General features: G+C 43.9%; 24 protein-coding genes. 12 read left to right on the top strand and 12 right to left on the bottom strand.

Translation table 11 applies throughout. The features are described 5' to 3' along the window. Nucleotides 1-4: 4 nt before the first annotated feature. The 3 genes from ccoN to J7I42_RS16605 form a co-directional block, all read right to left on the bottom strand. Complete coding sequence (gene ccoN, locus J7I42_RS16595) at nucleotides 5-2,134, bottom strand: cytochrome-c oxidase, cbb3-type subunit I (protein WP_209139960.1); 2,130 nt, start codon at nucleotides 2,132-2,134, stop codon at nucleotides 5-7. Between the two features lie 22 nt (nucleotides 2,135-2,156). Continuing rightward, the gene (gene ccoS / locus J7I42_RS16600; protein WP_209139961.1) at nucleotides 2,157-2,345 is read right to left on the bottom strand and encodes a cbb3-type cytochrome oxidase assembly protein CcoS; all 189 of its coding nucleotides are present in this window, start codon (nucleotides 2,343-2,345) and stop codon (nucleotides 2,157-2,159) included. Nucleotides 2,346-2,450: 105 nt separating this feature from the next. Next, nucleotides 2,451-4,841: a heavy metal translocating P-type ATPase gene (locus tag J7I42_RS16605; RefSeq protein ID WP_209139962.1), complete on the bottom strand. Its 2,391-nt coding sequence runs from the start codon at nucleotides 4,839-4,841 to the stop codon at nucleotides 2,451-2,453. A gap of 134 nt (nucleotides 4,842-4,975) precedes the next feature. Between J7I42_RS16605 and J7I42_RS16610 the strand changes: the two genes are divergently transcribed. Then, a complete protein-coding gene (locus tag J7I42_RS16610; RefSeq protein WP_209139963.1) occupies nucleotides 4,976-6,034 on the top strand; it encodes a response regulator in 1,059 nt (352 codons plus the stop codon). On the opposite strand, the gene J7I42_RS16615 is transcribed toward J7I42_RS16610, so the two are convergent. Both J7I42_RS16615 and hemN read right to left on the bottom strand, forming a co-directional pair. Continuing rightward, nucleotides 6,031-6,429: a hypothetical protein gene (locus J7I42_RS16615; RefSeq protein WP_209139964.1), complete on the bottom strand. Its 399-nt coding sequence runs from the start codon at nucleotides 6,427-6,429 to the stop codon at nucleotides 6,031-6,033. The two genes, J7I42_RS16610 and J7I42_RS16615, sit on opposite strands and share 4 nt — an antisense overlap. Before the next feature lie 120 nt (nucleotides 6,430-6,549). Continuing rightward, a complete protein-coding gene (gene hemN, locus J7I42_RS16620; RefSeq protein ID WP_209139965.1) occupies nucleotides 6,550-7,917 on the bottom strand; it encodes an oxygen-independent coproporphyrinogen III oxidase in 1,368 nt (455 codons plus the stop codon). Between the two features lie 213 nt (nucleotides 7,918-8,130). Here hemN and J7I42_RS16625 point away from each other — a divergent pair, with 213 nt between their 5' ends. Both J7I42_RS16625 and J7I42_RS16630 read left to right on the top strand, forming a co-directional pair. Then, on the top strand, nucleotides 8,131-9,600 hold the full coding sequence (locus J7I42_RS16625; protein ID WP_209139966.1) for a 2OG-Fe(II) oxygenase: 1,470 nt from the start codon (nucleotides 8,131-8,133) through the stop codon (nucleotides 9,598-9,600). A 93-nt stretch (nucleotides 9,601-9,693) separates the two neighbouring features. After that, nucleotides 9,694-9,858, top strand: a complete 165-nt coding sequence (locus J7I42_RS16630) for a hypothetical protein (protein WP_209139967.1) — start codon at nucleotides 9,694-9,696, stop codon at nucleotides 9,856-9,858. A 99-nt stretch (nucleotides 9,859-9,957) separates the two neighbouring features. Here J7I42_RS16630 and J7I42_RS16635 read toward each other — a convergent pair whose 3' ends face one another. Continuing rightward, complete coding sequence (locus J7I42_RS16635; RefSeq protein ID WP_209139968.1) at nucleotides 9,958-11,262, bottom strand: acetyl-CoA hydrolase/transferase family protein; 1,305 nt, start codon at nucleotides 11,260-11,262, stop codon at nucleotides 9,958-9,960. A 9-nt stretch (nucleotides 11,263-11,271) separates the two neighbouring features. After that, complete coding sequence (locus J7I42_RS16640; protein WP_209139969.1) at nucleotides 11,272-11,877, bottom strand: hypothetical protein; 606 nt, start codon at nucleotides 11,875-11,877, stop codon at nucleotides 11,272-11,274. 216 nt (nucleotides 11,878-12,093) lie between these two features. On the opposite strand from J7I42_RS16640, the gene J7I42_RS16645 reads away from it, so the two are divergent. Both J7I42_RS16645 and J7I42_RS16650 read left to right on the top strand, forming a co-directional pair. Further along, entirely contained in the window at nucleotides 12,094-12,864 is a 771-nt protein-coding gene (locus tag J7I42_RS16645; RefSeq protein ID WP_209139970.1) for a cupin domain-containing protein, read from the top strand. 204 nt (nucleotides 12,865-13,068) lie between these two features. Next, a complete protein-coding gene (locus tag J7I42_RS16650) occupies nucleotides 13,069-13,758 on the top strand; it encodes a GDSL-type esterase/lipase family protein (RefSeq protein ID WP_209139971.1) in 690 nt (229 codons plus the stop codon). Here J7I42_RS16650 and J7I42_RS16655 read toward each other — a convergent pair. Further along, the gene (locus J7I42_RS16655) at nucleotides 13,755-14,207 is read right to left on the bottom strand and encodes a DoxX family membrane protein (RefSeq protein ID WP_209139972.1); all 453 of its coding nucleotides are present in this window, start codon (nucleotides 14,205-14,207) and stop codon (nucleotides 13,755-13,757) included. The genes J7I42_RS16650 and J7I42_RS16655 overlap by 4 nt on opposite strands. Nucleotides 14,208-14,301: 94 nt before the next feature. Between J7I42_RS16655 and J7I42_RS16660 the strand changes: the two genes are divergently transcribed. The 4 genes from J7I42_RS16660 (at nucleotide 14,302) to J7I42_RS16675 (ending at nucleotide 19,155) form a co-directional block, all read left to right on the top strand. Beyond that, nucleotides 14,302-14,745: a carboxymuconolactone decarboxylase family protein gene (locus J7I42_RS16660; protein WP_209139973.1), complete on the top strand. Its 444-nt coding sequence runs from the start codon at nucleotides 14,302-14,304 to the stop codon at nucleotides 14,743-14,745. Between the two features lie 238 nt (nucleotides 14,746-14,983). Further along, nucleotides 14,984-16,972, top strand: a complete 1,989-nt coding sequence (locus tag J7I42_RS16665) for a T9SS type A sorting domain-containing protein (protein ID WP_209139974.1) — start codon at nucleotides 14,984-14,986, stop codon at nucleotides 16,970-16,972. A gap of 345 nt (nucleotides 16,973-17,317) precedes the next feature. Continuing rightward, nucleotides 17,318-18,262, top strand: a complete 945-nt coding sequence (locus J7I42_RS16670) for a hypothetical protein (protein ID WP_209139975.1) — start codon at nucleotides 17,318-17,320, stop codon at nucleotides 18,260-18,262. A 503-nt stretch (nucleotides 18,263-18,765) separates the two neighbouring features. Beyond that, nucleotides 18,766-19,155, top strand: a complete 390-nt coding sequence (locus J7I42_RS16675; RefSeq protein WP_262898142.1) for a TonB-dependent receptor plug domain-containing protein — start codon at nucleotides 18,766-18,768, stop codon at nucleotides 19,153-19,155. Here J7I42_RS16675 and J7I42_RS16680 read toward each other — a convergent pair. Further along, on the bottom strand, nucleotides 19,101-19,529 hold the full coding sequence (locus tag J7I42_RS16680; RefSeq protein ID WP_209139977.1) for a response regulator: 429 nt from the start codon (nucleotides 19,527-19,529) through the stop codon (nucleotides 19,101-19,103). The two genes, J7I42_RS16675 and J7I42_RS16680, sit on opposite strands and share 55 nt — an antisense overlap. A gap of 128 nt (nucleotides 19,530-19,657) precedes the next feature. Continuing rightward, nucleotides 19,658-19,867, bottom strand: a complete 210-nt coding sequence (locus J7I42_RS16685; RefSeq protein ID WP_209139978.1) for a hypothetical protein — start codon at nucleotides 19,865-19,867, stop codon at nucleotides 19,658-19,660. Nucleotides 19,868-19,984: 117 nt separating this feature from the next. Here J7I42_RS16685 and J7I42_RS16690 point away from each other — a divergent pair, with 117 nt between their 5' ends. Beyond that, nucleotides 19,985-21,796 carry a DUF4082 domain-containing protein gene (locus J7I42_RS16690; protein ID WP_209139979.1) on the top strand — a complete coding sequence of 604 codons (1,812 nt, stop codon included), beginning with the start codon at nucleotides 19,985-19,987 and terminating at the stop codon, nucleotides 21,794-21,796. 65 nt (nucleotides 21,797-21,861) lie between these two features. Here J7I42_RS16690 and J7I42_RS16695 read toward each other — a convergent pair whose 3' ends face one another. Together J7I42_RS16695 and J7I42_RS16700 are read right to left on the bottom strand one after the other, a co-directional pair. Then, nucleotides 21,862-22,266 (bottom strand): response regulator, encoded by a 405-nt coding sequence (locus J7I42_RS16695; protein WP_209139980.1) that lies wholly within the window; start codon nucleotides 22,264-22,266, stop codon nucleotides 21,862-21,864. Between the two features lie 234 nt (nucleotides 22,267-22,500). After that, nucleotides 22,501-22,836, bottom strand: coding sequence for a four-helix bundle copper-binding protein (locus tag J7I42_RS16700; protein WP_209139981.1), 336 nt, complete (start codon nucleotides 22,834-22,836; stop codon nucleotides 22,501-22,503). 166 nt (nucleotides 22,837-23,002) lie between these two features. Between J7I42_RS16700 and J7I42_RS16705 the strand changes: the two genes are divergently transcribed. Together J7I42_RS16705 and J7I42_RS16710 are read left to right on the top strand one after the other, a co-directional pair. After that, on the top strand, nucleotides 23,003-24,355 hold the full coding sequence (locus tag J7I42_RS16705) for a chloride channel protein (RefSeq protein ID WP_209139982.1): 1,353 nt from the start codon (nucleotides 23,003-23,005) through the stop codon (nucleotides 24,353-24,355). 13 nt (nucleotides 24,356-24,368) lie between these two features. Further along, entirely contained in the window at nucleotides 24,369-25,208 is an 840-nt protein-coding gene (locus J7I42_RS16710) for a chromate resistance protein ChrB domain-containing protein (RefSeq protein ID WP_209139983.1), read from the top strand. Nucleotides 25,209-25,292 lie beyond the last annotated feature (84 nt).

The raw sequence follows: 25,292 nt of genomic DNA on the forward strand, positions 1-25,292 counted from the left end.
ATAATTAGTTTTTAGCAGTTTGCTCTTTAGGCATTGCCTTTATATCTTTTCCCAGACGTTGCAGATAAGCGATCACCGCTACGATCTCTACATCTTTGGGCGTTTCAATTTTATCCATTTTTAAACTCAGCCTGATACTGTTGGCCTGTGTCATCAGGTCTGCGTTTGCCTGTTTGTCGTAGCCTGCCGGGTAAGGTACCCCCATGGTTTGCATGGCGCGGATCTTGGCCGGAGTGGAAGCCGTATCAATTTTATTATCCAGCAACCAGCTGTACGATGGCATAATAGAGCCAGGCGACATGATCCGGGGGTCCATCATGTGGTTGTAATGCCAGCTGTCGGGGTATTTACCACCCTCACGTGCCAGATCGGGTCCCGTTCTTTTTGACCCCCACTGGAAGGGATGGTCATATACAAATTCACCGGCTTTGGAATATTCACCATAACGGGCCACTTCATCGCGGAACGGACGGATCATTTGTGAGTGACAGGTATAACAACCTTCCCGTACATAAATATCCCGGCCCTGCAATTCCAGCGGCGTATAGGGTTTTACGCTGGCAATGGTGGGCACATTTTCTTTTACCAGGAAGGTGGGTACCATTTCAATAGCGCCGCCAATAGCCACTACGATCAGACTGAATACCAACAGGGTCATGGGCTTTTTCTCTATCCAGCGATGCCAGTGTTCCCGGGCGTGGCTGGTCTCTTTGTGTAAAGGCGCTGCTTCACAAATTTCATCAGCGATAAAATACCCTTTAGCGGCGGTCTTTAACAGGTTATACACCATCAGTAAGGCGCCAATGAGGTACAAAGTCCCCCCGATGCTACGGGTAATATACATGGGAACAATATGGGTCACGGTTTCCAGGAACTGGAATTTCAACTGTCCTTCTTCGGTAAAGGTTTTCCACATTTGCGCCTGCGCAAAACCAGCCCAGTATAGCGGTACTGCATAGATCACGATACCGATAGTACCCAGCCAGAAGTGATTGGTAGCTAATTTCTTTGAATACAGCGATGTGCCCCACATCCGTGGCACCAGCCAGTACAACATACCAAAGGCCATAAAACCATTCCAGCCCAAACCGCCGATATGCACGTGGGCGATGGTCCAGTCGGTAAAGTGTGAGATCGCATTTACACTTTTCAATGACAGTAAGGGACCTTCAAAAGTGGCCATACCATAACAGGTAATGGCAACCACAAAGAATTTCAACACAGGGTCTTCCCTTACTTTATCCCAGGCACCCCGCAAGGTAAACAAGCCATTGAGCATCCCGCCCCAGCTAGGCAACAACAGCATAATGGAAAAAACGGTACCGAGCGACTGTGCCCAATCGGGTAAAGCGGTATATAATAAGTGGTGTGGACCAGCCCAGATATAAAGGAAGATCAAAGCCCAGAAGTGAATGATAGAAAGCCGATAAGAATACACAGGTCTGTTGGCTGCTTTCGGCAGAAAATAATACATCAGGCCAAGAATGGGAGTAGTAAGAAAAAAAGCTACCGCATTGTGCCCATACCACCATTGCACCAGTGCATCCTGCACACCAGCATACCAGCTGTAGCTTTTAAAAAAGGAAACAGGTATCTCAACAGAATTCACAATATGCAACAACGCTACCGTAACCCAGGTGGCGATATAAAACCAGATAGCCACATACAGGTGACGCTCCCTTCTTTTTATAATGGTGCCAAACATGTTGATACCAAAGATTATCCAAACCAGGGTAATGGCAATATCAACTGGCCATTCCAGTTCAGCATATTCCTTTCCGGTGGTATATCCCAGCAACAAGGTCACCGCAGCCACTACAATAATCCCCTGCCAGCCCCAGAAGTGCAGCTTACTTAACTTATCGCTGTACATGCGCGCTTTACAAAGACGTTGCAGGGAGTAATAAACACCGGTAAAAATACAGTTACCAACAAAAGCAAAAATGACGGCATTGGTATGTACCGGGCGTACACGGCCAAATGTGGTGGGTGCAAAGCTAAAGGCTGTACCGGGGGCGTACAATTGAATAGCAGCATACAAACCGGCCAGCATGCCTACTATGCCCCAGATGGCCGTTGCCATCGCAAACCATTTAACAATCTTGTTGTCGTAATAAAACTTTTCAACTTGCATAAGGAACTACTGGTTTGAATTTTTATAATTCAGCTTTCTGTTTACTGTTGTTGTCGCTCAATGGCGTGTTTGTCTGATTATCGAACAAAATGCGTTGGGGTGGTGAAAAATCATCATCATATTGACCGGAGCGTACACTCCAGATAAAAGCAGCCAGGAAAATAGCCGACACTGATATACTTGCTATAAGAAGTATCACTATGGCACTCATAATGTTGTAATTATCTTGCACAAAACTATTCCCGGGGGCCTATCTATTGAATGACAAGCCTCAAAACAAAAACTGATTTTGATCATGTTGTACGGAAGAAATGCTTCAACATTTCAATAGACGGGCAGCAATATTTCCACTGCCAAAAGTGACCAGCAAAATACTTAGCGAACTTGCAGGCATGAGTATAGCTGCAATAAGCGGCGACAGATCGCCCTGAACGGAGAAGGAGATTCCGATTATATTGTAGGCAATGGATAAAATAAAACTCACTAAAACAATCCGTTTATTGACTTTGCAAAGTCTTATAAAAACGGGGATCCTTGATAACTGGCCAGCATCAATAATAGCATCGCTGGCTGGTGTAAAATTATTACAATCTTCCGTTACGGCAATACCAACATTGCTCTGTATTAACGCACCGGCATCGTTCAACCCATCCCCTACCATCATTACTTTTTTGCCATGTATTTGCAAAGATTGTATATAATGTAATTTATCCTCAGGTCTTTGATTAAAAAGTATAACGCTGTCATAGCCCAATAACCGCTCCAGTTTGGTCTTACCGCCTTCATTATCGCCCGACAAAACCGACAGCCCGTATTTTGGCTTCAGGCTTTTTACCAATTCCGGTACCGATTCCCTGAACTGGTTACTGAACTGGAAACAGCCCTGTAAGGCCTGATCATAACAAACGTATACCGCTGTTCCTTCCGGTTGATCAGCCTTACCTGTTACATACGTGTAAGCGCCCAGTTTTATAAAATGATCGCCCACCTGCCCTTCGATGCCCATACCGGTAATTTCAATAAAATTGTTAACCGGCATTTTTCCTTTTCTGCCAATATGATTTACGAGTGCTTTACTCAACGGGTGGTTGCTGTTCGCAGCCAGTGTGGCTATCTGCAACAATTGCCGGTTGCTTAATGGCTTTCCAAAGTATGCTATTTCCTGGTCGTGGGCCGCAGCAAGGGTACCGGTCTTATCGAAAACGATATGGTCTATTTTTGCCATTTCTTCAATAACCTGGGCATTGCGTAAATAGAATTTATTACGGCCCAAAATGCGCAGGATAACGCCATTGGTAAACGTATTGGAAAGCAATAAAGCGCAGGGGCAGGCCACAATTAAGACCGCGGTAATGGCATTCCACACTTTACTACTGTCGAAAACAGACCAGTAAACGGCTGCTATGGTAGCAATACCAAATACGATAAAGGTGAACCAGCGGCTAAGCAGTTGCACAAAGGAACCATTCTTCTCTTCTCTTTTTTTCAGATCATTGTCTGACCAAAGTTTGGCCAGGTAACTCTGCGCTACTTCTTTTACCACGAGTATTTCCATAACGCTGCCTGTTTGTTTGCCACCAGCGTATACGATCTCGCCCATTTCTTTGGTAACGGGTACCGACTCCCCGGTAACAAAACTATAATCAATAAAACCCTTTCCGCGGGTAAGAATGCCATCGGCGGGGATCAGTTCTTCATTATGAATGACCAGGGTGTCGCCCACTTTTATATCTGGCAGTGCAGTAGGAATTTCTTTGTCATCCTTCAATACTGAAACTGCCACGGGGAAATAAGAAGTGAAATCACGTTCAAACGACAGCTGCTGGTAGGTCTTATCCTGGAAAACCCTGCCCACCAACATAAAGAATACAATGCCCGACATGGAGTCAAAATAACCGCCCCCCGTTCCGCTTAAAACTTCATATACACTTCGGCTATAGGTGATAAGAATGGCCAGCGCAATGGGTGCATCTATATTAAGGTGTTTATGTTTTAATGCTTTCCAGCCGGAACTGAAAAAAGGAAATGCACTGTAGAAAAACACCGGTAATGCCAGGATAAAATTCAAGGTGCGGAAAATTCCCTGAAGCGATCTTTCCGCCCCTTCCAGTCCCAGGTATTCGGGAAAACTGGTCAGCATAATATTGGCAAAACAAAACCCTGCTATCCCTAACCGGTAGATCATTTGCCGGTCAAGCGGCGTTTTTTTCAGACCAAGGTTATTCAAACTGATATAAGGTTCGTATCCGATACTGGTTAACAGTTCTGCCACTTTTCGTAAGGAGATCTTATTATGATCAAAAACAATGGCTACTTCCTTGCGGGTAAAGTTTACCACGCCGCTGATGACGCCAGCATGCAGTTTGTGTAAATTCTCCAGCAGGTACAAACAGGAACTGCAGTGAATTTGCGGCAGGTAAAATGTTATATTGGTTTGCTTGTCATCCTTAAAGGAGATCAGCTGCCGTTGAATATCCTCCACTTCGAGGAAGGAGAATTTATCTTTTCGTACGGTGATCCGTTGACTGGCGCCGGGTTGGCCATTGAGGTCGTAATATTCGCAAAGACCGTTTTGGTTCAACAGTTGGTATACCATTTTACATCCTTCGCAACAAAAATATTTCCCATCTGAGGTTATCTTTCCTTCCTGACAATTCTCTCCGCAATGGTAACATGCTGTTTGCTTTCCGGTAACGGCCGTTCGCATACTACAAATTTTAGTACTAAATTAGCTATTGCGATTTTGGAGGTAAATGATGGGAATCAAGAAAAAAACTGACTTTTATCAGTTCTTTTATTCCACGTATTTGTATTTTTATCGACCTATAATACTGATAGTGAATGAAAACGATTTTAGTTATCGACGACCACACCCAGATCAGGGAAAACATAGTAGAGATCTTAAGCCTCGCCGGCTATAACGCATTTGGCGCCGAACACGGCAAACAGGGCGTGGAAAAAGCCATAAAGGAAAAACCCGACCTGATCATCTGCGATATTATGATGCCCGAGCTGGACGGTTATGGCGTTTTACACCTGCTCAAAAAGAATCCTGACACGGAACACATTCCCTTTATTTTTCTGACAGCAAAAGCCGAACGCAAGGATTTCAGAAAAGGTATGGAAATGGGTGCCGATGATTATATCAGTAAACCTTTTGACGATATAGAACTGCTGAATGCCATTGAAGTAAGGTTAAAGAAACTCGACATCATCAAAACGCAATATCCTGCGGGGGATAAAGGCGCCAATGAATTAATAAAAGAGCTGAAAGGTTCGGGCATGCTGCCCCTCGATCCTGATCAATACGACAGTGAGCGATTGAACAAAAAAATGAACCTGTACAAAGAAGGCAAACGCCCCAAGTACCTGTATTATGTTAAAAGCGGCAAAATAAAGACCTTCAAAGTGCATGAAGATGGAAAAGAATACATAACCAACCTGTACAGCACCGGTGATTATATTGGCCACGTAGCCTTGCTGGAAGACACCAATTACGACGATACCGCCGAAGTACTGGAAGATGCGGAAGTGACCACTATCCCCAAGGACCATTTTTTACAGGCCGTATACAACGACATGAACATTGCTTCCAAATTCATAAAACTGATCTCGAAAGAGGTAAAAGAAAAAGAAGAGAGGTTAATGCGGCTGGCATATGGGTCTCTGCGTAAACGAGTAGCGAAAGCCCTGATCGATATTCATCAGAAATTCAATACAACAAATCAGGCCCCGCAAAACATCGATATTTCCCGGGAAGATATTGCACAATATGTAGGTACTGCTACAGAGTCGCTCATTCGCACATTAAGCGATTTTAAATCGGAGAAACTAATTGAGATCAAAGCCGGTAAGATTAAAATTGAGCAGCCCGACAAGCTGCGTAATTTGTTGTTTTAATCAGCGGCCGGGGTGCTGTCGGGTCTTATACTGATAGTGATCTCGCGGCCATGATCATTCTGCTGCTTCAACGTCCAGCCATTGGTAATGGACGTTGTAAGCCAGATATTTCCTGAGCGGCGAAATACCTGTGCCGCCAAACCGAATTTATCTAAAAAAGTACTCTCCAGGGCCGACACCGTCATTACGTCATCAATAAACAATTCCCCCTCTCCTTTTTTTCCGGTCCAGGCATCCTTTAATTGAAGGGCATCCGGTAATTGTTTTTGCCGGGGGTATAGCTTTTGCCGGGAATCTATACTCTTAAAGAATTCAAGCTTCAGAAAGGGATAACCACTGGCAAATTGATGTTGCACATCAGTGATCAGCCGCTCTCCATAAATCGATAAACGCATATGCAATTTTTTTCGGGTTATTAAATATCAATTACCAGTTTCTCTTACAAAGATATTGGCCGGCGAACCCGTAAACCATGATGCTGATTATTGACCGGGCTGATAAAGCTCAACAACCTATTAAATGGCCTTGCTGAAAGTCTGTTGCGGACTGGCGGCATCGCGGCGTAACAGGTGCAGGTCAAAAGCCTTACAGATGTTTCTGATAAAATTCCTGCCAATGGTTGTAACCTCCACATAATCAGCACTCAGGTTAACCAGTCCGTCGTCTTGCAGGTCTTTTAATAAAGGTAGGCTCCATTGTTCCAGTTCCCTGCCATCGGACGTATTGAACTGTGTACGGCCCTGGCAGGCGATATCCAGGATGTGACGGCGGAACAGTTCATCTTCTTTACTCAGGAAATACCCTTTATGAACGGCCAGCTTGCCCGAATGAATCGCCTTGTAATATCCCCCCAAGGTCTTTTCATTCTGGGCAAAGGCCGTGCTGGTATCACTGATAGCTGAAACACCGAGTCCCAGAAGCATACCGCTTTTTTGCGTGGTATAGCCCATAAAGTTCCGGTGCAATGCCTGCTTTTGCCAGGCTTTATACAATTCATCATTCGGCAGCGCAAAATGGTCCATGCCAATATTGGCATATCCCTGTGCCGAGATCAGTTCTTTTCCCAAGAGGTAAAGCGATAACTTTTCAGCCGCCGACGGGAGGTCGTTTTCATCGATCAATCGTTGCGCATCGATCACCCTGGGTGTATGCGCATAGCTGTAAAAAGCGATCCGATCGGGCTGCAAACTCAACGATTGCATGATGGTATGTGCCAGGCGGTCGCCATGCTGGCGGGGAAGCCCATAAATAAGATCAAAATTCACCGCGGTAAAACCGGCGGCGCGGGCGTCTTCCGTAGCCTGCTGTACATTTTCAAAGGGCTGTATGCGGTTTATGATACGTTGTACTTCAGCGTTGAGGTCCTGCACGCCGTAACTGATGCGGCGAAAACCTAACTGATACAGGGCATCCAGGTGTTGCCGCGTGGTGTTATTAGGATGGCCTTCAATACTGAAGGCATAGTCATCATGTATAATAGAATCTTTTAGGATAGCCGACACCAGCCGGTCTAAATTATCAGGAGAAAAGAACGTGGGGGTACCTCCGCCGAGGTGCAGTTCCCGGATCACGGGTGGTGCCGGCATCATCTCACGGTACAAACGCCATTCCTTCAAAATGGCTTCCAGGTAAACTTCTTCTACTTTATGGTTGGTAGTGATCTTTTTGTTACAGCCGCAGTAGGTACAAAGCGATTCACAAAAAGGCAGGTGAAGATATAAACTGATCCCTTCGCCATTATTACAAGTGGAAAACTGCTGTTGAACAGCTGATGACCATCGACCGCTATCGATCCCTTCCTGCCAGAAGGGCACCGTAGGGTAGCTTGTATAACGGGGTGTGGGTTGATTGTATTTTTGCAATAAAGCCTGATCTATTAGCACGGGGAGTAATTTGTTCAAAAATACACCCGGCACCCAGAGCGGTTATCTGATGTATGTTAACCGGCCAGGTGATTTTGATCAATACCGGTCATCATCGCCTTTTTACCATTCAAATGGAAATTCGTATTACTGCTCTTAAAATCTATATCAAAACTAACAGACAGTAATTAGATTTATAAAGCCATATGAAATGAACTAACTAAATTCTATTTTATGGCTACAGGTCTGTCCGTACAACATGTACTCCCCGACTCCACTTTCACCTGTTTTGTGATCCCTTCGCTTTTCTCGCAATCAGAATGTGAAACCTTATTAACCCCCGCTATCAAAAACTCATTTCAAAAAGCAAGCTCAAATTATCCTACTTATTACAGAAATAATGACCGGTTTGTAATAGATGATGAAACGCTGGCAGACAAACTTTTCCAAAAAGTAAAGTCTTATTTACCAACAAGCATTGAGATAAATAATTCTATACAATCCGAAAATGGCATTTGGGAGTTAAAAGAATTAAATACCCGACTTAGATTCTGCAAGTATGCTGCCAATCAGTATTTCCATCGCCATCTCGATGGCGTTCATTACCGCAGTGAAACAGTTCAATCCAAACTCACGTTCATGATCTACCTGAATAGTGCTACGGAATTCAAAGGCGGCAGGACGTTGTTCTTCAAAACAAAAGACACCAGCGAGATCTGGGCTTCCTATATTCCAAAACAGGGAGACCTGATCGTTTTTGATCACAATGTATGGCACGAGGGAGAAGTATTGACGGAAGGTGAAAAATATGTACTTAGAAGCGATATCTTATATACCAGAACAACACTGCCTTTTCAAAAGGAACATTTTTCAGGACATTTAGGTTATATATGGTCGCTATTAAAGTTTGATGACAACACTATTTTAAGCGGTGGCAGGGATACAAGCATCAAGGCCTGGACTATTACCGGAGAAGAAAAATTGTCGCTCAAAGAACACCAAAACTCCATCTTAAGTCTTGAGAAAATAAATAAAGACACTTTTATTTCAGGATCGAGGGACCAGCATATTATTGTTTGGCAGCACTTCAAAGCAATAAAGAAGATAAAAGCGCACACTGCCATTGTATTATCGTTATGCCGGTTAACCGATCATTCTTTTGCATCGGGTGGTGGCGATAACACCATCCAGATCATTGATCTAAATGGGTCTGTTTTACAAACACTCAATGGTCATACCAACTGGATTTGGCAGGTGATAAAACTGGATAAGAAAACCATAGCATCAGCCTCTGAAGATCATACCATCAAAATCTGGAATATAGAAACCGGTCAGTTATTGACTACGTTTACTGAGTACACCCCCATTATCAGCCTTGCCTTTCATGCCCCAACCCAACAATTGATCAGCGGCAACCTGCATGGTGAGATCTCTATACGAACATTGAACGAAAATTATCAGCAGCAAATGCTCACCACCTTCAACGCGCATAACGGCATCATCAGGACTATAAAACTTATAACCAACAACATTATTGCAACAGGCGGTGAAGACAACAAAGTAAAACTCTGGGATTTTAACGGAAACTTACTGACAGCACTCGAACACCAGAACTTTGTCCAAGCCATTGAACAGATAAGCGACAATAAGATCATCAGCGCTTCGTATGATGGAAGCATTAAGGAGTGGGATATAAAATGGTGATTGGCAACCTATTGAGAAATGTAGGAATTATGATGCATTTATGGTCAGAATAAAATAAATATGGTATCTTTAATATGTAAAATAAAGTTGTCTATGCTAACAACAAAATTTAAGAAATATAAACCACTCAAAGTTACTATTGTTAAAGAATTAAGGGATTACAGTAATGATCCTATGGTTTTAAGGAAAGCAGAAGAAGCCAAAGAGTTTATAAAAAAAGCAGGCATCCCTGAAGATTTTAAACAGAAAAAATTATAAAGGCATTATAATAATACTCAAACCATCCCGATATAATCGGGGTGGTTTTTTATTTATTGTTTATCAAAGAGATGATTTATTGATCTCAGTCAAGTAACATTACCCAACAAACGCTGCGCGGCTATGCACTTTAAACCGGGCATGAAAGGCTTTTTCAAGTGCTTCGCGATGATCAGGATGGGCGATATTAATAAGAGCCTGCGCTCTTTGTTTCAGGTTCTTGCCAAACAGATCAACCATACCATATTCAGTGACCACCCAATGTACATGCCCTCTAGTGGTGACTACGCCGGCGCCTTCTTTTAAAAATGGCACTATCCGCGACAATCCCTTTGAAGTGGTGGAGGGCAAAGCAATAATGGGCTTACCACCTTCTGACAGCGAAGCGCCACGAATGAAATCCATTTGTCCGCCTATTCCCGAGTATTGATACGTACCAATTGAATCGGCGCATACCTGGCCCGTATAATCAATCTCCAGCGCGCTGTTAATGGCCACTACAGCGGGGTTTTGCCTGATAATACTGGTATCGTTCACATAGGTCATTTCCATTACCCTGATACTCGCATTGTCGTTTACAAAATCGTACAATCGGCGGGTACCAACCATAAATCCGGTAACGGAACGCCCGGTATTCAGTTTTTTACGACTGTTATTGATGATCCCTTTTTCGATCAATGGAACCACCCCATCTGATAACATTTCAGTATGCAACCCCAGGTTTTTATGATTATTCAGATTCCGGAGTACCTGGTCAGGAATGCTGCCAATACCCACCTGTAAAGTGGCGCCATCGTCGATCAGTGAGGCCACATGACCGCCGATCTTTTCCACCACGGCATTTGTCTTCAGTGAGTAATCTGTTTCCGGCAATTCCGACTCCTGCCATACCAGGGAGTGAATGCTGTTGACATGAATAAATCCATTGCCATGGGTACGGGGCATTTTAGGATTCACCTGTGCGATCACATGTTTGGCCGTATCAACGGCCGCCCGGGCAATATCAACCGACGTGCCCAGGGAACAATAACCATGACTATCAGGTGGTGATACCTGTATCAATGCTACATCTATAGGCAGGATGCCTGTTTTGAACAACTTTGGTATTTCGCTTAAAAACACGGGTACATAGTCCCCGTCTGCACTATTGGCAATAGCCCGCGTAGTTGCAGAAACAAACAGGGAGTTACAAAAGAAACTGCTCTTATAGGCAGGATTATCAAAGTCCAGATCACCCATCAGGGTTATGCTTACCAGCTCCACATCGCGCAATTCGCGATGTCTGTTTTGAAGTGCTTTCACCAGCACCACCGGGGTGGCTGCACTGCCATGAATAAAAACCCGGTCGCCCGATTTAACCACTTTTAACGCTTCTTCCGCTGCTATAAATTTTTCAGTATGCATGTGTTACTATTATGATTTTATTTGTTGTATATAAAGATGGAACTGTACATCGAGCTCATTTTTTACCCGGATGATACCACCCATTTTCCTGGGCGGCTCCAAACCAAAGTCAGAAAACCGGAATGTTTGACAACCGATCAGCTCCATACAAGCCTCGTTTTTGACCAGGGCCGCATAATTTATTTCAAATCGCTTACAAACGCCTGCCATTTCAATGTTTACACAACCCTTCATATTGTCATTCCCCATCTGGCCAGCAATTTTTTCAAGGGTTAGGAACGCTATTTTCAAAAAAGGGTACTGCGGTTGTTTTAATGTCCTTTTGAGTTCACAGGTCATGGGTTTGTTGCGGCAATCGATCAGGTTGATATCGATCAGCAGCGCCCCTCTTAATTTTATGCAGGAAGAGGTAGGGTCGTACATAAACGTGATCGTATCTGTCCGGGTGTATTGATCTACTCCACAGGCAAAATTGTTAACGTTAGTATGTCCTGCAATGTTCAACCTGCTGGTCTTTTGTATCACCCATTTGATTTCGGTCCGGTGCACACTGGTATCACCAGTATGCCAGGTTGAAAAAAAACAAAGCAACGGGATGAGATGTAAGAGTTGCATACATTGTTTTTAAAGGAACACGGTTTGAATTACAATGCAAGATTAGGGCATTGCCGGGCCCTGATAAATGTTGTGCCTCAAACACCGGTATGAGCTTGATCATAAATGACTATGAGTGTGATCAGGAGTAATAAGACAGTTTCCGGCGGGTTTTGTGACAATAAATACCAAAATTTCCGTAACATTGGGAAAGGGACCAACCAACAACCTTACGATATGAAAATCATCCTTGCCTGCCTGTTTCATTTTATTGCACTGAGCGCATTTACCCAATTACACCCCGTACAATCGGGCGTTTATCACTGGAACGACCTCCCCGTTACAAAAGGTGACCAGCGCGAAAGCCGAAAGATCACAGCAGGCACTACCCCCGAATTCGAATACTTTGAAATACATGCAACCACCCAGGAAAAAGGCGCCTTGCCCAAGCCAGCCCATGCGCAAAAAGACCGGGAAGAATTGATCATTGTAAAGGAAGGCACCATGAAATGCACGGTGGGCAATCAAACAAAAACCATAGGAGCCGGCAGCGTGGTATTGATCCCCCCACAGGAACTACAAACCTTTGAGAATGTAGGAAATGGACCGCTTACTTATTATGCCTGTGTTTTTCGCTCAAAAAAGCCAATGGACCTGGAACGAAGCCAAAAAGCCGGGGGTGAATTGATCCTGAATATAGATTCCTTACCATTTAAAAAGACAGAAAAAGGCGGCACACGCAAATACTTTGACCGGGCAACTGCTATGTGCGAATACTATGAAATGCATGTTACTCAATTAGACCATGCCGGCCCTAGCCATGCCCCACACCAACATGTGGAAACAGAGATCATTTTAATTACTGAGGGTAATACCTCCATGGTCATCGATGGTAAAACCTATACCGGTGGCCCTGGCGATCTGTATATCATGGAAAGTGGAAAGATGCACGGTATTACCAATACCGCAGACAAACCATGCAGCTATTTTGCTTTTAAGTGGCGGTAAATTGTTTAAAATGAATTAAATTGCTGAAAATAAAGGCAGCACCTAACGCTTCATCCTGAATCCCTTCGTCTGTTCTAAATACCCATATACATACTTCACAATCTTGACTAACGGCCTCTTTAGGCAGCATATCCTTGTTAAATTAATTCGTAAACACCTGGTTACCCTAGGCTGAGAATTTGAACATTAAATCAGACTCGGTATATGAAAAAGATGCTCTTTATCTCGGTAATAATTAACCTGGTCCTGGTGCTGTTCATTTTTGGAAAACGAAGGCATCACAGCAAGGGGACTTTGGAATATGCCAACCATCTTAATGATGAAAAGAACACTCTTCTTCAACATTTATCAATCCATAAAGGAGATGTTGTTTTCATAGGCAACAGTATAACTGAACGTTTTCCGCTGAATGAGATGTTTGGTTCCATAAGATTAAAAAACAGGGGGATTGCCAATAACCAAACCAGGCATGTACTGGATAGAATTGGGGCGGTAGCCAGGTCACAACCTGAACAGATCTTTATTGAGATCGGTCTCAATGATCTGGCCCAGAAAATACCGCAAAATCAAATCCTGACAAATCTTAAAGCCATCATAGATACAATAAAGTATAACTCCCCGGTTACCCTGATCTATATTGAATCCATTCTCCCCACTAATGGTCCCAATAAATACCTCATGCCCGCGATCGTTCATTTAAATGGAGCATTAAAAAGCTTTTGCAGGCACAATAGAACTGTATTCATCGATATGTTCAAGGCATTTGAGGTGGAACACCACATGAATAACACCCTTACCACAGATGGAACACATTTAAACTACGACGGCTATTTACAGTATAAACATATACTGGAAAAATATTTAGACAGTGATATACTGGCCCTGAAAAGTTAAAATTCTTTCCTATTATGAAGCAAGGCATCGATACTCCAGCGGAAGTTTTGGTGGGTGTATAAAAGCAACCCGGCCCCCGTAAATACAAATACCGGATAGTTGAATGGCGCGCTGATACCCAGGGAAAGGATCATAAACACGGCAAAGGTGAGGGTGATAATGGCCGCGCCCAACCCCATCCACTTTACTTTATAACCAACAATAAGGCATACCCCCAGCACACATTCTGCAATGGTAGCCAGCAGTCCAAAGATATTAGCCGTGTTAATATTGGTAAAGGGCATTAACTGGTGGGTGTATGCGACAAAATGCGACCAATCGCCCCAGGCTACCTTGGCTGAACCAGGTGCGCCCAAAAATCCTAACCGGTCAAATACTGGTAACAGAAAGCCAAGTCCTAAAGCAATACGGGCAAATAATTGTGCGAAGGAGGTCAGTCTTAATTTCATAAAACAAAGTTAAAGGGACCAGGCTTCGCTTTTCTTAAAGCAGTTTAAGATTTTTGCCCCCGGCCACTGATAGCTTTGTGTAAAATTTTAAAACATGAGCAAGCGAATAGTTATTCAGGCATTACAGCCCAAGGCATATGAAGCTATGTTTGGTCTGGAAAAGTATTTAAGCCAAAGTAAAATTGAACCTATCCTCCACGAATTGATAAAAATAAGGGTATCCCAAATAAATGGTTGCGCCTACTGTATCGATCTGCATACAAAAGATGCGAGAAAGCATGGCGAAACAGAACAACGCATTTATGGATTGAACGCCTGGCGCGAAACGCCATTTTACAACGAGACAGAGCGCGCAGTATTGGCGCTGGCCGAAGAGATAACCCATATTTCGGTACACGGGGTAGCTGACCAAACATATAACAACGCACTGGAGCAACTGGGTGAAGAAAAACTGGCGCAGGTAATAATGGCCATCATCACCATCAATGCATGGAACCGGATAGGTGTAAGTACCCATATGATGCCGTCATTAGATTAACCTATCCATCAGGGTCACAGGAGATAGATACAAAGGTCTTCCCGATAACGCGGAAGACCTTATTTTTTTGTTTACACGCTTACCGGGCTGTCCCTTTCATCGGGACGTTTTTTTAACAATTAATACATTACATATTATAAGTTGCAATAAATGTCGTGCATTGACGTTAGTACGCGTTCCATAAAATTCATTGACACCAATCATTATTTAAACACCTAAATTACTTTGATCCTTTCCCATGAAAAAGTTCTCATTACTGTTATTTTCACTAAGTACTATTACTATCTGTAACGCTCAGGTAAAATTCGACTGGGTAAAACGTGCAACCAGCACAGGGCAATTGGTTCCGGGAAACATAGCCGTAGATGCAACGGGCAATGTATACCAGGCGGGATCTTTTGTCACCGATGCAGATTTCGATCCGGGTTCAGGCACGGCCCAATTTATTTCGACAGGAGGCAGCAGTGATATTTTTATTACCAAACGCAATGCTGCCGGTGACCTGCTATGGGTAAAAACCATAGGCGGCGCCGATACGGAAGAGGCTACAGGCCTTGGGCTGGATGCCTCAGGCAATGTATATGTGATCGGAGATTTTACCGGCACCGTAAATTTTGATCCTGGTTCTACTAACAGTACCCTAAGCACTGCCGTAAACATGTACAACATCTACGTTTTAAAACTGGATGCTTCCGGCAATTTTGTATGGGTAAAAGGCATGACCGGCAATATGAACGCCCTGCCCAATGACATGGCCGTAGATGCGGCGGGTAATGTGCACGCAACCGGTCGCTTTACCGGTACCGTTGATTTTGACCCTGGCATAGGCGAACAAAAGCTAACTGCAACTGCTCAGGATATTTTTATTTTTAAAATAGATGCATCAGGCAACTATGTATGGGCCCAAAGTATAACGAGTACCAACACGCCTGGTAATGAAGGAATGGGTATTACAGTAGATGCAACAGGAAACGTATATACAACCGGTGAATTTACCTCAGATGCCGATTTTAACCCCGGTCCGGGAACGGACATCCTGACACGTACTGGCACTATTGATTGTTATATCCTGAAACTGGATGGATCAGGCAATTATGTATGGGCAAAAAAGCTCGGTGGCATTAATAGCAGGATGTCTCCCATAGACATAGCCGTAGACGCTTTCGGCGCGGTTTATTCCACAGGCTCTTTCAAGGGCACCGTAGACTTTGATCCGGATAATACCGGCACCCAACCTTTGTCTGCAGCTACTAACGCTGAAGACATTTACATTTCAAAACTCGATGCTTCCGGTAATTATGTGTGGGCTATAAAACTGGACGAAAATGATACTGGTTACCCCTATGCAATTAAAGTAGACGCTGCCGGCGATGTATATACAGCCGGTTATTTTTCCGGCACCATTGATGTGGACCCAAGCGCCACTGTGCATAGCCTCACGGATAATAATGGCAATGGCGACGGTTATCTTTTAAAACTTACTTCTACCGGCGATTATGTTTGGGCAAACAACTTTGGAGGCTCCGACTATGATGCAGGAGTTGGTTTAGCAGTGACAGCTCCTGACAACGTTTATCTTTTAGGTACGTTTATCGGCACCGTTAACTTCGATCCTGGCACCGGAACACAGGACCTTACGGCTGACAATGATGACACCTATATTTTGCACCTCACGCCATCAGGCACACTACCCCTCACCCTGTTGCAATTCGAGGCCGTTGACAACAATACTTCGGTACTACTGCAATGGCAAACAACCCGGGAACAAAGCATGAGGGGTTTTGAAATTGAACGAAGCGCAGATGGCAAACAGTTTGAGACCATTGGTTCAGTAGCGGTAAAAAACAGTTACAACATGCTGAACAACTATGCTTTCACTGATGCACATCCGATCAATGGTAAATGTTTTTACCGCCTGAAAATGCTGGAGCTGGAAGCCCCAGCTACTTATAGCCGCATCATTCCTTTAAGAAGACAAGGGAATGTACAGGCCCTGCAAGTATCGCCCAATCCAGCCACAAACGTATTGTACGTACAAATAGACGCACACGAAGCCATTACCCTGCAAATAGCCGATGTAAATGGCCGTATAATGTTCCAGCAGAACCGGAACCTCAATGGCAATACGACCTTCTCGTTGAGCGTTCAAAGCCTGCCGGCCGGTAGTTATTATTTGATCCTGAAAGGAAAAACTACTCAAAAGACCCAACAGTTTTTAAAACAGTAATTTTCTTTTCTAATATTATAATAGTTTTTAAGGCGGCTCACCTTCCAATACGGAATGAGCCGCTTTTTTTTACAGGTACATTTTATTCCTGATTGGCTGCCTCTTTTCAATACAAAATATAAATATGTGTTTCAAATGATCAGATAAACTATTTTTGTCCCCACACTAACTGCTACACTTCGAACGTGCTACTTTAGACTTCGAAACATCCTATTAATCAATGATTTTATAACCTTATCAAAAGTTCTTGGTTCAGCCAAATTTAAAAACGACCCCGGGTATAAGAATTGCGTTGCTACCCAAGCTTGTACATATGAGATTTTCCCTTGTTAAACCGAAACATAGATGATGAAAAGCATATTGAGCGTCCGTATTACTTTGTTGCATTGCATATTGGTATTGGTGATAGTTGCCTGCAACAAGGTTGATCATGCTGAAGATGCTCCCGGGCAAAATCAGAATAATACTACCAATGCAACAGACTCATCGATCACAGATTCAACGTATACTATAAACTATCCGCCAGTAAATGTAACAACCTGTCCCAGTGCACCCAATTATGGCGACAGCATTGTTTTTATAAAACCAAAACTTGGCGCCGATTTCATCTTAGATCCTGTAAACAACAAAGGTACTTCCGGTACGTATTTAAGCTGGCCCGAAGGATTGCAATTGAACCAGAACACGGGAGCGATCAATCTTTCCAAAAGCGAAACCGGCATCCGGTATAATATAGCATTCATAAAAAAAGGCACCACCGATACCTGCGTAAGCCAACTGATCGTAGGCGGCTTAACCTACCTGGATGGTATATATATCCTGGACCAGAACGATACCCTCGCGTTGCCCATCTTCAACGCCGACCCGTTTGCGGCTCCGGTTTGTAATACCAGCAACGACACCGATTATCCTGATAACAATGGAAATGGCGATAACAAATGTACATTCGATGATGATGCGCCCGGTCAACGCGCCAACGACCAGAAATTACGCGTACGCACAAAAAGCGGGATCATCAACCTGAAAAGATCAGTCGCTGATGGTCTTTTTGGTAAGAACCCAAAAGACGGTGCCAAAAAAATGTTACAGATCAGGTATGCCTTGAACGATGCCAGCCAAAAAGCATCACAAAAGATCTCTGTACAGGTCATTTACTACGATAAAGCATCGAGCATTCCTACAAATTTACAACAGGAAGTAACCACTAAACGCGCCAACCTGTTCCAGTATAAAATAGTGAATGGGAAACCCAGGCCACCGTTGTTGATCATTGCAGGCTACACAAAATAAAACAAGGAGCAAATTGGCTTTACCTCTTCATTGGCGGAAATATGCGCCAGGTTGAACAAAACCCGCAGATAGTCGGAATTGAAATCACCCGAACGATAATTATTTCTCTGATTGCCTTCGTCATCCTGAATCTATCTTTTTAAAGGCGCCTGTGGCCTGCTCACATTTCATGATACAGGACGGGTATGGGCAGAAAAGGAAAAAGCCAGTAACTGGCATACCGGCTATGGCGGTGGTATCTTTATTGCGCCTTATAATAAGATCGTAGTGGCAGGGATGCTAACGGCATCAAAAGAAGTAAGTCTGCTTCCAATGATAACTTTGGGATTTCAGTTTTAATTATCTATTTCAGCTTTCCTTCAGGATCGTTTCTTTCTTTAACATCTCAATTATTGAATCCAGCACTATAACGGTATAGGACCCTCCATTTATACACAACCCGACAGCGTATCACATACGCACATATCATACATCCCTAACGGCTTGTACTCATTTGTATTGCCCTGCAACAACATTCTGTTGCCAATGTAATGCAGCGGATCTCAGGCGTGTCTATTGAACGCAGCAATACCGGCGATGGCCAGCATGCCATTATAAGAGGCATGGATAAAAGATACAACACCACACTCGTAAACGGCATCAAGATCCCAAGCCCCGATAACCGTAACCGCTATGTACCTCTGGATATTTTTCCAGCCGAATTATTAGATCCAATAATAGCGGCCAGTTATCAAAACACCTACCGGGGCAGCAATTCGCAGATCCTGCAACAAAGCGCCACGGTGCATTGCTCAGTTGATCAACAAGTTGTTTTTCCATTTCCGTCAAAAGTAAGTTTTTATATCTGTTGTCCCGCAGCTGCAATATGCTTCCAGTCAAGCGAAAAAAGGTAGGTCAGTTTCTGGATTAAGTGTGTTATGTCGAAGGGCTTTTCTAGGAAAAATGTGGCCCCAAGCTGCTTTGCATCTTCCAGGTGGGTCGGGTCAAGAAGACCGGTAAATATAATGATGGGTACGCTGCTGTATTGTGGAAGTTTCCGAAGCCTGGTCAGCACCTCCCTGCCACTTATCTGTGGCATGCGCCAATCCAGGACGACCATATCAGGTACGGTCCTGGCAGTATCTTTTGCCATTCTGATGAGTGCGGAACTGGCGTTTTTTTCGTACACTAATTCAACACCTTTACAACACTCATTCAACGCAGCAGTAAAAATATCGTACTCCTCATAGTCATCATCTATAAGTAACACCTTTTTGGGGAAATTCATATTTATCCGTTCTTGTAATGAAACAATACGGCCTAACCAAAGGATCATTCGCAGGATCGAAGTTAACATATCCTGTTCAAATGAAATATATGGAGAACGGCCTTGATGACTATATTTTCACATGCACTTTATTTGGCCTGTGGAAGAATTTCCGCAATCCCAAATTCTTCACTTTCTTTTTGAAAAAGGGTATCTGCCAGTAGCTTCATTTGATCTTTTATCTCCTGAAGATCGCTGATCGCAGAGCCATATTCAAGCGCCAGGGCCAATCCTCGCATCTCATGAATAAGGATAGTTTTTAGTTGAGCAGCAGAAAAGCGATGAAATCGTGAATTCATGTATTTTTTATTTCATAATAGCAATTATTATTCCTTCCCTTACAATTGCAAATCTTCTCCACATTGAATAGAACAGGTACAATTGTTGATTTGCCCCACATAAAATAACCTTACTTTATGAAAAAAAGCAGTAGTGTTGCCTGCAACACACTTTTCCCTATCCTTACCATCGTACTATTACTATCCGGCTGCAAACGGGACCTTGATGCAGTTTCCAATGAGAAAAGCAATTCGGCCGCCGCAGGGTCCTATACAGTTCTTACCACGCAGCGGCCAACCACCACTGATTCAGATACCCCCGTTGAATTGGGAATGAAATTTAAATCGACGGCTTCCGGCGATATCACCACATTCAGGTATTTTAAAGTAGCCAGTGAAACGGGTACACATACGGGCCGTTTATGGTCTGCAGGGGGCACTTTGTTAAGGACAGCGACATTCACCAACGAAACAGATACTGGCTGGCAAACTGTTGTGCTGGATACGCCCTATCACATTGCAGCAAATACCACGTATGTTATTTCAGTTAACGCAGTGACCCGGTATGGCGCTACCACCAATGAGTTGGGGGCAGCTATCGTAAATGGCCCATTAAGCAGCATCGCTGGTAATAACGGCGTTTATAATTACAAATCAGGCAGCTTTCCTGCGAGCAGTTATAGCAACACCAATTACTACCGCGACATTGAATTTATTCCCACGCAAAGCGATTCCATTGCCCCTACAGCGCCGGGCAACCTAACGGCATCGAACATCACCAACAACAGTGCGGTGCTTGGCTGGACAGCCGCCACCGATGATGCAGGCGTTACCGGGTATGAAGTATACCGCAATGGCACCTTGTTAACCACAGTTACCACTACTACTTATTCTGTTACCGGTTTAGACCAGGGCACTGCCTATAGTTTTTATATAAAAGCAACAGATGCGGCTGGCAATCGCTCTTCGTCCAGTAACGTAGTAGGTATTACCACATTGAATACTGGTGGCAGCAGCATTACGCATGGTTCCCAATTGACCACCGCCCTGGTAGGTCCGGCGGGTATTTCCATCTCATCCCTCACCACTGTTCCAGGCGGAACATTTAATGGCACCGCACTGAGTGGCTGGGGCAACCTGGCACGCACGATAGGGGCAGGCGGTGAGATCATTGATGGATTTACTTTTCCGGCAGGGACCGTTGTATTGCAGGGAGCCAATGTAAGTTCAAAGATCACGGTAAGCTCAGGCTGGCTGGTAGTACGCGGTTGTAAAGGAAGTATATATGCCAACCACCCAGTTGGCAATGGCGGCGGCGTAGCAGCGTTGTATTGTGAACTCGCCGAATTTAGTACCGTTGGCCGCAGATGGGGCTATCAACCCGCCGCTGCGATTGTACATCGTTGTTATTTTCCACATACGGGGCTGGAGAATGTTTACTCAGACAATGTTACGGTAACTGAATGCTGGATAACACCAGACCCCGCCGCAGCAGGCTCAGGAGAGCATATAGACGCCATTCAAACCTGGGGCGGACAATCATACCTGAATTTTTCCCGCAATCACATTGAGTTTAATGGGCCGTATACAGCAAGCGGTGGCTTTTCGGGAATGATCGCCATGTATTCAGATGGGGATCAGAATGGATATTCAGGCTACGATCATGTGACTGTAAACAACAATTACTTCATCCTGCATGGGTATGGGATTGCCTTGCATGCGCCCCTGGCAGTGCCTGTAACAAATATGGTGGTTACCGGCAATCGCTGGAAATGGTCATCAGATGCAAGTGATAAAGACTACACCAATGCGGTGTACCATAACACCAGCCAGGCGATTCCCAATTATAAAGCAAATGGTAATAGCTGGGCAAACAACCGGTGGTCCGATGGCCCCTATGCAGATTCCTTTTTATTACCTGATAATGTGACGTCAGGCGCAGATTATTAAAACCGGAAAACTCAATAAATTCACAAAGCCTCGACTTATTGGTCGGGGCTTTTGCATGTAGCACATCAATTATTTCCTTTCTGCTTATTCAGAATAGCTTCCAGCTTTATTACAAGCTCTTTTAGCGTTGATGGTTTGGCGAGAAAATGAGAAGCGCCTAACTGACGGGCTTCTGCCTGCAGTTGCTCATGATTGGAGGTGCTATAAATAATAATGGGTACGGCATCATAACCCGGCAGTTTTCGAATTGACTGCAAACAATGATTGCCACTTAACTTTGGCATGTTCCAGTCTATAAACATTATATCTGGTGGGCTAAACGCATTATCTGAAAGTCTGGCAAGCGCTTGTTCACTGTCCTGGTAATACAGCAATTCAAACTGATGAGGAAGGCTGTTAAGCGCTTCATTAAAAACGAACCCATCGTCCTCATCATCATCAATGAGGAAAATTCGATTTGGATAACTCATGGAAATAAAAATACCCAATGCGGTTGATCCATAAATGGAAGAACCCGCTTTAGTTACCCGAATACTGAGTTATCGGGCCTCCCATACATATAACCTTCTACCAGATTGCTCTATATCAGGAAGAGACTATTGTGCATATTTAACGTCCAAACAAGGAACTGACTCAGACCTTACAGTGACAAAGTCCCTGTGAGGTTCCTGTTATGTCCCTGTTAGGTCGTTCAGCAATCCGCTTTATGTATGGGCCATTTGCATACACGCCTCTGCACATCGCCTGCACGCCTCGGCACAGGTTCGGCAATGTTCCATGGCTGCATGTTTTTCGCATTCGGCTGCACACTTTTGGCAGATCTCAGCGCATTCACCCATCACATGCTCGGCATGTTGCGATCCGCGTGCTAAAAACCCCATAAGCAGGTTACAGATATCTGCGCAATCAAGATCAAGCTTAATGCACTTGGTAAGATCCTTAACATCCGCTTCCTCCAGACAGGCGCTTGCACAGTGATTACATTCAGCAATGCAATTCGACAATAGATTTACCAGCTGCATATTCATTTCGTGGTCCATACAATTCGTTTTAACTGGAGAAGGCTGAAAATATTATACCATAAGTGGGGCAACAAATCCGCATCCTCTAATCCCTTTCTAATCTTTCCAACTGTTGTCGTTGTTGCGAGGTATTACTGAATAGGTATCTTTGCGGGGAATTTTAGCAGAACAACTTCAATTATTTATGATCGCCATCTTCCGCAATAAACTAAAAAGCATTGTCGCCAAACTGAAAAGTGAAAGGGTAAAGCTGAATTTCATGCAGGGGCTGCCTTATTGGACGGCCTCGCTTATTGCAGGTTTACTGGCCGTATTGTACGCCCAATTATTTTCCTGGGTAGAAGAAGCGAATATTTTCCTTTTACATAATTACAAATGGAGCCTTTTAGTAATTACTCCCATTTGTTTCATTTTTGGCTGGTGGACTGTTCAGCGTTTTGCCACCTTTGCACGAGGCAGTGGCATTCCACAGATCATGGCTTCCATTCAATTGGCAACGCCAAAGGAGCATAACAAAATAGACCGGCTATTAAGCGTTAAAATAATTGTTGTAAAGATCGTATCGAGCTTGATAATGGTATTTGGCGGTGCTGTCATCGGGCGGGAAGGCCCCACCATACAAATTGCCGGTTCCGTCTTCAGGACCATCAATAAATCTTTGCCTGCCTGGTGGCCAAAGATCTCAAAAAAAAATATGATCATAACGGGTGCTGCTGCGGGGTTAGCGGCAGCTTTCAATACCCCGTTAGGCGGAATTGTTTTTGCGGTGGAAGAATTGTCAAAAACCCATATCAGTTATTTTAAAACAGCCCTTTTTACCGCGATCATTGTGGCTGGGTTAACCGCACAGGCTTTACTTGGACCTTATCTATATTTGGGTTATCCCGATGTAACCCACCTGTCATCCATTGTTTTTGTATGGGTAATACTAACAGCGATCGTAGCCGGTCTTTTTGGAAGCGGCATTTCTAAAGTGCTCTTATCCATAATGAGCTGGAAAGCTCGCTTTAAAAAGAAATATCAAACCATTTTCTATCTCATTATTGGCGGTTTATTGATTGCACTGGTTGGCATTTTTATCAATCCTGATGCTATAGGATCTGGTAAAAGCGTTATGACAGGCACTTTGTTCACCACTGATAAGTATGTACCCTGGTACCTCCCTTTTGTTCGAATTGGTGGACTCATCCTGTCATTTACTTCTGGGGCCGCCGGCGGCGTGTTTGCTCCATCATTAAGTATCGGCGCTTCCTTTGGCTCCTGGATAGCAGGTTTATTACACCTTTCTTTAACAGATAGTAACCTGCTTATTCTTGTAGGAATGGTTGCGTTTTTAACAGGCGTAACAAGAACCCCATTTACCTCAGCCATTCTGGTACTGGAAATGACCGATCGTCATAACGTGATCTTTTACCTGATGCTGGCCGGTCTGTTGGCCAGTCTGGTCTCATTTCTTATCGACCGCCATTCGCTGTATGATCACTTAAAGGTCAGGTTTCTGAAGGAGATTGAAGAGGAAATCCCGAAAGAAGCGTAATTTACAGTACTTTATGAAATGGATCACCCGTGAACACCCCAAAATTGACCGCCTGGCCTGTCCCTGGTTGATCCGGCGTTTTATTGACCCGGTGGCAACGATCATCTATGTTCCTTTTAATGACGTATTGAGCAAAGCCGAACAACTCAACGCTATCCCTTTTGATATTCCAGGGGTGGAATATACTCACTATGGTGATGAATGCACTTTTGACTACCTGATAAAAAAGCATAATATTAAAGATGAGGCTGTATATGCAATGGCCCCCATTGTACGTGGTGCCGATACGGATCACCATGAGTTAGCCGCGCAGGCAGCCGGTTTATGGGCTATCTCCGCCGGACTGGCTTATAATCATAAAGATGATCAGGAACTGTTGGAAAAGGGCCTGTTTATTTATGATGCTTTATACAGCTGGGCAAAATACCTGCAAAAAGAAAAGCATACCGGGCAGCCATTTGAAAACTTATTACTGGATGTATTCAATAAATTTCTAAAAGACAAAAAAGGAACCGGTAAAAAAATACCGGCCTGGGCACAGGAGCTTAAAGACCTTATACAGGACCATATTGATACCAATCTCAGCTTAAAAGAACTATCCAAAGATCTTTCCATTAACCCTTCTTATTTGTCACGCGAGTTTTCTAAACACTTCAACAACCTATCCTTTGGTGAATACATTCGTAAACAGCGAATTGAAAAGGCAATGGAATTAATGGCATCGACTACCCATTCGCTTACAGAAATAGCTTATCTGACCGGCTTTTCCGATCAAAGCCATTTTACGCGGATCTTTAAGAAGCAAACCGGTCTGAGCCCGTCTGATTACCGGAAAAAGAACCGAAAAAAGTAATTTTTATACCAGTTGGTAATTTTTGTTCTATTCCATCGAATTGCAATTGGGTAACATTGCGCTACACTATACCCGATCAATTTA

Origin of the sequence: Niastella soli, from assembly GCF_017742245.1 — a bacterium.
GTDB lineage: Bacteria > Bacteroidota > Bacteroidia > Chitinophagales > Chitinophagaceae > Niastella > Niastella soli.

Excerpts from the sequence above, each read along its gene's own strand:
- ccoN (WP_209139960.1), bottom strand. The coding sequence starts at position 2,134 with ATGCAAGTTGAAAAGTTTTATTACGACAACAAGATTGTTAAATGGTTT.
- ccoS (WP_209139961.1), bottom strand. The coding sequence starts at position 2,345 with ATGAGTGCCATAGTGATACTTCTTATAGCAAGTATATCAGTGTCGGCT.
- J7I42_RS16605 (WP_209139962.1), bottom strand. The coding sequence starts at position 4,841 with ATGCGAACGGCCGTTACCGGAAAGCAAACAGCATGTTACCATTGCGGA.
- J7I42_RS16610 (WP_209139963.1), top strand. The coding sequence starts at position 4,976 with ATGAAAACGATTTTAGTTATCGACGACCACACCCAGATCAGGGAAAAC.
- J7I42_RS16615 (WP_209139964.1), bottom strand. The coding sequence starts at position 6,429 with ATGCGTTTATCGATTTATGGAGAGCGGCTGATCACTGATGTGCAACAT.
- J7I42_RS16625 (WP_209139966.1), top strand. The coding sequence starts at position 8,131 with ATGGCTACAGGTCTGTCCGTACAACATGTACTCCCCGACTCCACTTTC.
- J7I42_RS16630 (WP_209139967.1), top strand. The coding sequence starts at position 9,694 with ATGCTAACAACAAAATTTAAGAAATATAAACCACTCAAAGTTACTATT.
- J7I42_RS16635 (WP_209139968.1), bottom strand. The coding sequence starts at position 11,262 with ATGCATACTGAAAAATTTATAGCAGCGGAAGAAGCGTTAAAAGTGGTT.
- J7I42_RS16640 (WP_209139969.1), bottom strand. The coding sequence starts at position 11,877 with ATGCAACTCTTACATCTCATCCCGTTGCTTTGTTTTTTTTCAACCTGG.
- J7I42_RS16645 (WP_209139970.1), top strand. The coding sequence starts at position 12,094 with ATGAAAATCATCCTTGCCTGCCTGTTTCATTTTATTGCACTGAGCGCA.
- J7I42_RS16650 (WP_209139971.1), top strand. The coding sequence starts at position 13,069 with ATGAAAAAGATGCTCTTTATCTCGGTAATAATTAACCTGGTCCTGGTG.
- J7I42_RS16655 (WP_209139972.1), bottom strand. The coding sequence starts at position 14,207 with ATGAAATTAAGACTGACCTCCTTCGCACAATTATTTGCCCGTATTGCT.
- J7I42_RS16660 (WP_209139973.1), top strand. The coding sequence starts at position 14,302 with ATGAGCAAGCGAATAGTTATTCAGGCATTACAGCCCAAGGCATATGAA.
- J7I42_RS16665 (WP_209139974.1), top strand. The coding sequence starts at position 14,984 with ATGAAAAAGTTCTCATTACTGTTATTTTCACTAAGTACTATTACTATC.
- J7I42_RS16670 (WP_209139975.1), top strand. The coding sequence starts at position 17,318 with ATGATGAAAAGCATATTGAGCGTCCGTATTACTTTGTTGCATTGCATA.
- J7I42_RS16680 (WP_209139977.1), bottom strand. The coding sequence starts at position 19,529 with ATGAATTTCCCCAAAAAGGTGTTACTTATAGATGATGACTATGAGGAG.
- J7I42_RS16685 (WP_209139978.1), bottom strand. The coding sequence starts at position 19,867 with ATGAATTCACGATTTCATCGCTTTTCTGCTGCTCAACTAAAAACTATC.
- J7I42_RS16690 (WP_209139979.1), top strand. The coding sequence starts at position 19,985 with ATGAAAAAAAGCAGTAGTGTTGCCTGCAACACACTTTTCCCTATCCTT.
- J7I42_RS16695 (WP_209139980.1), bottom strand. The coding sequence starts at position 22,266 with ATGAGTTATCCAAATCGAATTTTCCTCATTGATGATGATGAGGACGAT.
- J7I42_RS16700 (WP_209139981.1), bottom strand. The coding sequence starts at position 22,836 with ATGGACCACGAAATGAATATGCAGCTGGTAAATCTATTGTCGAATTGC.
- J7I42_RS16705 (WP_209139982.1), top strand. The coding sequence starts at position 23,003 with ATGATCGCCATCTTCCGCAATAAACTAAAAAGCATTGTCGCCAAACTG.
- J7I42_RS16710 (WP_209139983.1), top strand. The coding sequence starts at position 24,369 with ATGAAATGGATCACCCGTGAACACCCCAAAATTGACCGCCTGGCCTGT.